This window comes from Caldimonas sp., assembly GCF_046289365.1.
GTDB lineage: Bacteria > Pseudomonadota > Gammaproteobacteria > Burkholderiales > Burkholderiaceae_C > Caldimonas.
Window position 1 is genome coordinate 1 of the sequence record NZ_JBKBVU010000143.1, and the last position, 7,716, is coordinate 7,716.

Below are 7,716 nucleotides of genomic sequence, written 5' to 3' on the forward strand. Positions count from 1 at the left end.
GCCGGCGACAGTGTCCACCTCCAGATCGAAGCCCAGCGACGGCGATTGTGGTAGCACGGCGCGGCGCCGTGCCAGCGCCTGCACGTCCCACAGACCCAAGGGACGATCGTCCAGCGTCAGCGTGCCGGCCCGGGCAGGCAGCTCGCCGGCCAGCGCAGCCAGCAGCGAGGACTTGCCGGCACCGTTGGCCCCGAGCACGCCCAGCACCTCCCCGCCGTGCAGGTCCAGGTCCACCCCGCGCAGGACTACACGATCCTGACGCTGCAAGTGCAGGTTGCACGCCCGCAGCGTCACGACCGGCCTCGCGTCAGCAGCCACAGTAGGAAAGGGCCGCCCACCAGGCTCGTGACGATGCCGATCGGCAGTTCGGCCGGGATGACCGCCACGCGCGCCACGGTATCGGCCAGCAGCAAGGCCATGGCACCGAAGACACAACACAGCGGCAGCAGCCAGCGATGGTCGGCGCCCACGGCCAGGCGCACCAGGTGGGGCACCACCAGCCCAACGAAGGCGATGGTGCCGGTCACGGCCACCAGCGGCCCCACGAGCAGGGCCGAGCACAGCACGATGCGGCGCCTCAGCCGCTCGGGTGCGTGGCCTAGGTGGCGCGCCTCGCGCTCGCCCAGCAGCAAGGCGTTCATCGCCCGCCAGTCGCGCATCAGCCAGGCCGACAAACCCACCACCCAGGGCACGAGCCAGGCCAGCAGCGTCCAGTGGGCACCGGCCAGGCTGCCCAGGTTCCAGAAGGTGAGGTTGCGCAACTGCACGTCGCTGGCCTGGAAGGTGAACAGGCCGATCAGACTGGCGCAGATCGCATTGATGGCCACCCCGGCCAGCAGCAGATGGGCCACCCCTTCGTGCCGCCCCCCCAGACGGTAGGCCGCCAGGGTGGCCAGCAAACTGCCAAGGAAGGCCGGTAGCGCGACCGCCGGCAGGGTCTGCGCCCCGAGCACGATGGCCACCACCGCACCGGCCGCACCGCCCAGCGAGATGCCCACCAGGCCGGGCTCGGCCAGCGGGTTGCGGAACAAAGCCTGCATCGCCGCCCCGCAGACGGCCAGCGCGGCCCCGGCGAGCAGGCCCAGCACGATGCGCGGCAGACGCACCTCGATCACCACCTGACGCCACAGGGCCTCGTCCGCATCGACCGGAGCAGACCACAGCGCCGGCCCGAGCCGCGCGAGCGGCACACTCACCGCCCCGAGGGCAGCCGACAGCAGTGCCACAGCGCCCACCAGCAGCAAGCCCATGGCCAGCCATCGCGCCGGCGCCGGCCGGTAAGACCGGGGCTGTACCCGCGTGTCGGCCACCGGGCTCATCGCCCCTCCATACCGGCACGCAGCCGCTGCAGCGCCTGTGGCAACCGCGGCCCGAAGCCCAGCAGCAAAAGGTCGTCCATCACGACGATGCGGCGCTGCCTCGCCGCCGGGGTGCCGGCGATGCCCGGCTGAGCGGCAAAGCGTTCCAGGTTACCCGCGGCAGCCACCGAGGACTCGGTGGTGACGATGATCTCGGGCTGCAAGGCCGCGACGATCTCGGCCGACACCGGCTTGAAGCTGGTATGCGCATGGAACACGTTGGTGGCGCCGGCCAGGGTCAGCAGGGCGTCGGCCGCCGTGTCGCGCCCGGCCGCCTGCAGGCGCCCGGTGTGGCTGCTCAGCAGCAGCACGCGCGGCCTTACCGGCAGCGGCGCCAGCGCACGCACCTGCCGGCCGATATCGGCTGCCAGCGCGCGCCCCCGTTCCTCCTGCCCCAGCGCCTGGGCCACCCCCTGGATACGCGCCTCGAGCGCCTCCAGCGTCGGCCCCACCGGCAGCACCACCAGCCTCAGGCCCAGGCGGCGCAGCTGTTCCAGTGCGGCCGGCGGCCCAGCGTGCTCGGAGGCCAGCACCAGGTCGGGCCTCAGGCTCGCCACCCCCTCCACCGAGAAGTTGCGGTAATAGCCCACCTGGGGCAAGGCCCGCATCGACGGCGGGTACTGGCTGGACTGGTCCACGCCCACCAGCAGCGCATCCGCCCCCAAGGCATGGACGATCTCGGTGACCACGCCGCCCAGGCTCACCACCCGGGCCGGCCGGACAGCCACCGCTGGGCCCCCGGCCATCATCAGCACGAGCAGCCACCGGCGGCGCCAAGATGCGGGACGGTGCATCTCAGGCCGCCAGCGGTTGGGTGCACAGATCGGCGAGCAGCCGGCGCCAGGCCGGCTGCTCCGGCTGGCCCGGCTTGCGGGCGCCGAAGAACTGCACGATCAGCCCACCGTCAGCGGCGTAGGCCTCCAGCGAGGTGACCCAGCCGTCGCTGGTGGGCTTGTTCACCACCCAGCACGAGGCGATCGCCGTGGTGTCCAGGTGCAGGTTGAAGCGCTCGTCGAGGACGTTGAACCAGGGACCGGTGCGCAACAGCCGGTGCACCACACCAGTGTGGATCTGCACGATGCCGCGGTTGCTGACGAAGCACATGATGGGCAACGCCCCAGCCGCCACCGCATGCAACATGCGCTCGACGGCCTCGGGCTCCACCGGCTGCGCCAGATCGGCGCCGGCGGCGCGCAAGGCCCCCAGACGCGAGACCTTGAACCGACGCAGCATCGGGAAGAACTCGTGCGTGTCCTGCAATCCCAGCCAATGGGCCCGCAGGGCGGCCGCGTCCTCGGGGGCATCGGCCTCCTCGGCCTGCACCACCGGCTCGGGCTGCACCGGACGTTTATCCTCCAGAGCATGCCGGGCGACCAGGGCGTCCCAGGCCTGCATGTCGGTCGCCTCGGTGCGATAGACCTTGTGCACCGCCACGCCGGCGGCATCGAAGAACTGCAAACTGTGGCGCTCGTTCTCGATCACCGCATAGGCATGCACCCAGTGCTCGAAGAAGAGCCGCAGGTCGATGTCCGGGCCCAGCACCAGGCCCACGGCGCCATCGACGCGGACATCCTCATAGCAACCATGGCGCTCGTGCACACACCAGTCGTTGCGGCTGAGCGCCATCACAGGGCCCAGTGCGGGCAGCGCGCGGACGATGTCCCGGGGTGGGGCGTCCAGCTCGTAGGAGGTGACGCCGCAGTCGGCGGCCACCAGCTCGGCCTCGCTGGCCTGGAGCCGCGCAGCGCGCTCGCGCATGCGCAGGCGCGGCTGTTCGGCCACCAGCCGGTCGTGACGGGCGCGCAGGTCGATCATGCGGATCTGGGCATTCATCGGACGACTCCCGGCTCGATCTCAACGCGCGGGCTGGACTTCGAAATCGAAGGTCCAGGTCTGAGCGCTGCTGGCGTTGTTCGGGTCCGCATACGCGATCGAGCGCAAGCGCATGCGAGCGAAAGTGTTGCCCTCACCGCCGCGCAGCAGGCTGCCTCGTTCAGGCTGGGCCTGTAGCAGATGTGCCACCGCGGGCAAGCCGGCCGCCTGCGCCGAAGCGGCCGTGGGGTGGTAGACGTACCAGCCGTAATCCAAGGCATTGGGATAGCTGCCGCGGGAGGCCGGGTTCAAGGCCGAGGCCAGGGCGTCGCGCACCCAGGCGCTGGCGCTGGCCGGCGCACTCAGGTCGCTGGCTTGCAAATCCGGCAGGGTGTCGTCCGCCAAGGTGGCAGACTGGAACTTCGCAGCGACGGGCGCCCCATTGGCATCGTAAAAGCCCGCCGGCGTGCGCCCCACGAAACCAGCGACCGTGCCGCTGCCGGAGCTGCCGCCGTTGAGCTTGACGTTGTAGCGGTTGAACGCGATGTGCCACGTGCCGGCTTCGCTGCTGACCGCGCCTTGGACGAGGTCGAAATACACCCAGCCTGCGCGGGCATCGACCGTGGCCTCTCGCACCGTGGTCGGCGCACGCCGGTCCACCCAGCGAAACGACGGGTAGCCCGAGGTGGTGCCGCCGGTGCCGCCGTAGTAGCCGGTGATCTGCAACGCAAAGACGGGCGAGGTCTCTGTGCCCACGGCATCGGCCGAAGCAGCGTTCGTCGTGATCAGGAAGACACGGAAGTTGGGGTAGAGGCGATGGTCGTTGGCCCCGCCCACGCCATACTCGAAAGCAGCCGACTGGATGCTGTTGCTGCCCGAGAACACCCCGCTGGCCCCATCGGCGCGAAACACCGTGGCCGGCAGCGTGGTGGCGTCGGTGTAGGTCTGCAGGGCCGACCAGGTGTGATCGAAGGGGCCGCCGAAAGCCCCGCCGGCGCCGGTGCCGCTGGTGCCGCTGTTGGTCCACAAGCTGACGCTGCCGCGCGAGCCCACCGTCAGCTTGAGATCCCAGGCCGTGCCGCTGCAGCCGCTCACTTCGGCGCGCGCATTGAAGTCGTAGCACACCGAGCTGCCGGCGGCCGGCAGCGCGACAGTCCACGTGGCCTGCTGTGTGAACGCCGAAACCGGGGTCGGCGAGGTGTCGGAATCAGCGGAATCCTCGCCACCGCCCCCGCCGCAGGCGGCGAGCCATACGGTGGCGCAGAGGATCGGCAACAGACGGACGACGGCATTTGACATGGAGGGTTCTCCTTGTGCGATTCAGGATTGGGGACCGAGGCTCAGGCGCAGGCCCAAGTAAATGAAGCGGCCCGACGCCGGACTGAAGTCCTGGGCCTGCATGAAGTCACGCTGGGTGTCGAACACGTTGTCCACGCCGGCAAATAGCGTCCAGCCGGCTCGCCACACGTGGTTCAAGCGCAGGTCCACGGTGGTCCAGGCCGGCGAGCGCGCACCGCTGGCGCTATCGGCCAGCTCGTCGCTTTGATGACGCACACGCACAGACCATTCGTTCCGCTCGCTGACGGCCCAGTCCGCTCCCAGACGCGCGATGTGACGGGGCCGGCGCGTGAGCTCGCTGCCACTGTCGAGGTCACGGGTGTCGGTGTAGGTGTAGGCGCCCTGCAAGCGCAGCGAGGGCCAGGCCTGCCATTGCACGCCGGTCTCCAGCCCCTGGGTGCGGGCTCGCGCCACATTTCGGTAGGTGTAGTGCGCCACACCATCGATCACGACGGCGCGTGCCAGATCGGTTTGAATGAGATCGCGCACCCGGTTGTGAAAGAGGTTCGCCTCCAACGACAGCCCGGTGCCGATCTGCACGCTGGCGCCGAGCTGGGCGCTGGTGGAGGACTCCGGGCGCAGGTCGGGGTTGCCGATCACCCGGTAGCCCAGGGCGCTGTGGTCGAACAAGTAGTAGCGCTCCTTCAAATTGGGCACGCGGTAGCCCTGACCCAGGCTGGCGCGCAGGCTGCCGCGCCAATCGGCCTGCCCGCCGATGCGGCGGCGCACGCTCAGCTTGGGTGCCGTGTGTCCGCCAAAATCGGAGTCGTCTTGCCAACGCACCCCCAGCAGCAACTCCCAGCGCTCGTCCAACGCGATGTCGTTCTGCACGAACAATTCGTGACTGCGCCTGGCCACGCGGCCGTCGAGCACCACCTCCGATTGGCCGTTGTTCGTTTGGGACAAGCCTTCCCGGTGCACGTCGATGCCGAACTGCCAGAGCTGGCGGCCCAGCGGCGGTGCGTCGAGTTGAGCACTGAGATGGCTCAAGTCCAGCTCGGCCCGACGTCGCCCGGTCTGCTCGGCGTTGGAGTATGAGAAGGTGTCAGCCTGATAGCGCTCGTGCACCCCGCGAAGGTCCAGACTCCAGCCTGCGTCCCAGCGCCAGCGGGTCCCTGCGGCCAGGCGATCGCGGTGCGCGTCTTCGGTTTTGCGCTGGGGCACGAGGCGCGGGGGCACGTAGTAGTCGTAACGTTTTTCCGCGTCTTCCCGGTATTGGCTGGCATCCAACCAAACCTCGCCCTGACGCACTGGATGCCAGGCCAGACGTACCCCCGCCTGGGCGCGCTGCACGGCGTCGCCTTGCCGGGCCCAGGCCGCCGGATCCAGCGCAAAACCTTGGTCGTCCAACACGTCGCCGACGATGCGCAGCCGCCAGCGCTGGCTGCCACCTTGCACGCCCAGCTGCACATGCGACTGCGCCAGATCGAAGCGGCGCCCCGAGGGGTTTTGCGCGCCCCGGCTGCCGCCTTCGAGCAGCACGAATCCCCCACGCCCAGGCGCGATGCCACGGGTGATCACATTGACCACGCCCCCCATGGCCGAGCTGCCATACTGCGCCGATGCCGCACCTTTGACCACCTCGATGCGCTGCACATCGGTCAGCAGGTACTGGCTGAGATCCACCGTGGAGCCGGTGCTGGCCGTCAGAGGCAGACCGTCAATGAGCACCAGTACCTGGTCGCTGCCCAGGCCCTGCATCGACAGCTCATAGCCCGACTTGCCGTGGATCTCCCGCAGTTGCACGCCGGGAAGGTTTTCCAGTGCCTCCTTCAGGGTGCGCGCATGCGTGCGGCGCAGCTCCTCAGGCCCCACCACCTCGGTGCGCACCGGGGTGTCTTCGACAGATCTTTCGGTGCGTGTGCCCGTCACGACGATGGTGTCCAGGGCCGCGGCCAGGGGCTGGGCCTTCGGCCCGGCCGGCACCAGGGCCAAACCCAGGCACAGGGCCAGCGCCGGCATCGGCCCCGGGGAGCCGTGATGCAAAGGAGACAGACAGGACACAGGAAGAGGCATCGACGGAACGAACACAAATTTTAATGCTAATCGTTCTCATTCGCTACCTCAATCAATATCTGGCGGCCAACAGGGCTTCGCACCCCATGCACCGCCCCGACCGAGCAGTCGAGGCCCTCGCCGAAAAAGTGGCCGGGCCATCCTGAGGAGCCGGGGCCTGCGGGGACCCGCGAGGCCGGGCGGGCAGCGCCTCGCGGCCGGTCAGGGCGCTCAGAGGCAGTCCACCGACTGCACCGCCAGCAGCACCACGGCACGGCTGCCGTCGCGCTCGCGCTGGCGCAGCCACCACACCGCCCCCTTCTTGATCGACCAGGGCTGCTCCACACCGGCCAGCAACTGCGCGGCCACCAGGCCCAGCACCGGTTGGTGGCCGACGACGAGCACCGGCTCAGGGGAGTCAGGCCAGCGCGCCGCACGCAGCACGGCCTGCACCTCGGCCCCCGGCGCCAGCGCGGCCACCGTGCGGAAAGGCCGGCCGAGGGCCTGGGCCGTCTGCTGGGTGCGCACCGCGGGGCTCACGAGGATGCGGGTGGACTGGGCCAGACGCTGATTGAGCCACTCGGCCATGCGCGCCGCCTGGCGCTCGCCCTTGGGCGTGAGGGGCCTCGCCAGGTCGTCTTGATCGGCGCGTGCCAGGGCGGCCTCCGCATGGCGCCACAGGATCAGATCCATCGCGCGCCCCGCCCTTTCAGCTTGCAGACGCGTACCGCAGCATCAGCGCCTGCTGGGCACTGGGCCCGTCGATGCCGACGCGCTCGTAGTGGCCGTCGGGGTGTTGGGTCCACGCGTCGCGGGCGTCGAGCAGGTAGGGCGTCAGGCACTCGTCGATCAGCCGCTGGCGTAGCGCGGCGTCGCGCACCGGCCAGGCCACTTCGATGCGCCGGAACATGTTGCGGCTCATCCAGTCGGCGCTGGACAGGTACAGAACCTCCTGATCGTCCGAGGCCCCCCAACGGAAATACAACAGCCGGCTGTGCTCCAGGAAACGGCCCACCACCGAGCGCACACGGATGCGTTCGGTATGCCCCGGCACCCCAGCCGGCAGGATGCAGGCTCCGCGCACGATCAGGTCGATGCTGGCGCCGGCCTGCGCGGCCTGCACCAGGGCTTCGATCAGCGGCACTTCGGTCAGCGCGTTGATCTTGGCCACGATGCGCGCCGGCGCGCCGGCGCGTGCGGCGTCGGCCACCTG

At 69.9% G+C, this 7,716-nt stretch carries 7 protein-coding genes and 1 pseudogene; all 8 read right to left on the reverse strand.

Annotated elements, in window-relative coordinates; all coding sequences use genetic code 11:
• The coding region (locus tag ACK42S_RS13065; RefSeq protein ID WP_409708182.1) for an ATP-binding cassette domain-containing protein at positions 1–294 on the reverse strand (294 nt) is incomplete at its 3' end.
• Complete coding sequence (locus ACK42S_RS13070; protein WP_409708185.1) at positions 291–1,319, reverse strand: FecCD family ABC transporter permease; 1,029 nt, start codon at positions 1,317–1,319, stop codon at positions 291–293. The genes ACK42S_RS13070 and ACK42S_RS13065, both read right to left, overlap by 4 nt.
• A complete protein-coding gene (locus ACK42S_RS13075) occupies positions 1,316–2,152 on the reverse strand; it encodes a hemin ABC transporter substrate-binding protein (RefSeq protein ID WP_409708188.1) in 837 nt (278 codons plus the stop codon). The genes ACK42S_RS13070 and ACK42S_RS13075 overlap by 4 nt, the downstream gene beginning before the upstream one ends.
• 1 nt (position 2,153) lies before the next feature.
• Entirely contained in the window at positions 2,154–3,191 is a 1,038-nt protein-coding gene (locus tag ACK42S_RS13080) for a hemin-degrading factor (RefSeq protein WP_409708191.1), read from the reverse strand.
• A 21-nt stretch (positions 3,192–3,212) separates the two neighbouring features.
• On the reverse strand, positions 3,213–4,469 hold the full coding sequence (locus tag ACK42S_RS13085; RefSeq protein WP_409708194.1) for an HmuY family protein: 1,257 nt from the start codon (positions 4,467–4,469) through the stop codon (positions 3,213–3,215).
• Positions 4,470–4,490: 21 nt separating this feature from the next.
• Positions 4,491–6,494, reverse strand: coding sequence for a TonB-dependent receptor plug domain-containing protein (locus ACK42S_RS13090; protein WP_409708197.1), 2,004 nt, complete (start codon positions 6,492–6,494; stop codon positions 4,491–4,493).
• A gap of 240 nt (positions 6,495–6,734) precedes the next feature.
• Complete coding sequence (sixA, locus tag ACK42S_RS13095; protein WP_409708200.1) at positions 6,735–7,196, reverse strand: phosphohistidine phosphatase SixA; 462 nt, start codon at positions 7,194–7,196, stop codon at positions 6,735–6,737.
• Positions 7,197–7,212: 16 nt separating this feature from the next.
• Positions 7,213–7,716 (reverse strand): annotated as a pseudogene (locus ACK42S_RS13100) (polyphosphate kinase 1); the annotation flags it as partial.

Excerpts from the sequence above, each read along its gene's own strand:
- sixA (WP_409708200.1), bottom strand. The coding sequence starts at position 7,196 with ATGGATCTGATCCTGTGGCGCCATGCGGAGGCCGCCCTGGCACGCGCC.
- ACK42S_RS13085 (WP_409708194.1), bottom strand. The coding sequence starts at position 4,469 with ATGTCAAATGCCGTCGTCCGTCTGTTGCCGATCCTCTGCGCCACCGTA.
- ACK42S_RS13075 (WP_409708188.1), bottom strand. The coding sequence starts at position 2,152 with ATGCACCGTCCCGCATCTTGGCGCCGCCGGTGGCTGCTCGTGCTGATG.
- ACK42S_RS13080 (WP_409708191.1), bottom strand. The coding sequence starts at position 3,191 with ATGAATGCCCAGATCCGCATGATCGACCTGCGCGCCCGTCACGACCGG.
- ACK42S_RS13070 (WP_409708185.1), bottom strand. The coding sequence starts at position 1,319 with ATGAGCCCGGTGGCCGACACGCGGGTACAGCCCCGGTCTTACCGGCCG.